General features: G+C 47.3%; 1 protein-coding gene. It reads right to left on the bottom strand.

The features are described 5' to 3' along the window. A partial coding sequence (locus AC0L3B_RS39455; protein WP_473383214.1) for a polysaccharide biosynthesis protein occupies nucleotides 1–275 on the bottom strand: 275 nt, incomplete at both ends.

Here is a 275-nt window from a genome sequence, read left to right as displayed (position 1 = left end):
AAAGTCCAACTTAAGCAACAAATGCTTCATCCCTTCGACATCAAGACGTTCCGTGTTGTGTGAATTATAGTCCTCGGTATGAGAAATTTTTTCTTCTCCCTGGTCTACGAACTTACTGTAATTCAAGTCGCGCAAATCAGGCGGCACACGGAAGTAATCGCCCATATCTTCAGCGCAGGCCATTTCCTCTCGGCTCAGGAGAGCCTCGTACAACTTCTCACCATGACGGGTGCCAATTACTTGGATAGGATGGTCGGGTTTACCAACGAGAGAAG

Source organism: Bradyrhizobium sp. Kon56, assembly GCF_055807635.1.
This window is presented reverse-complemented; position numbering and strand designations above follow the sequence as displayed.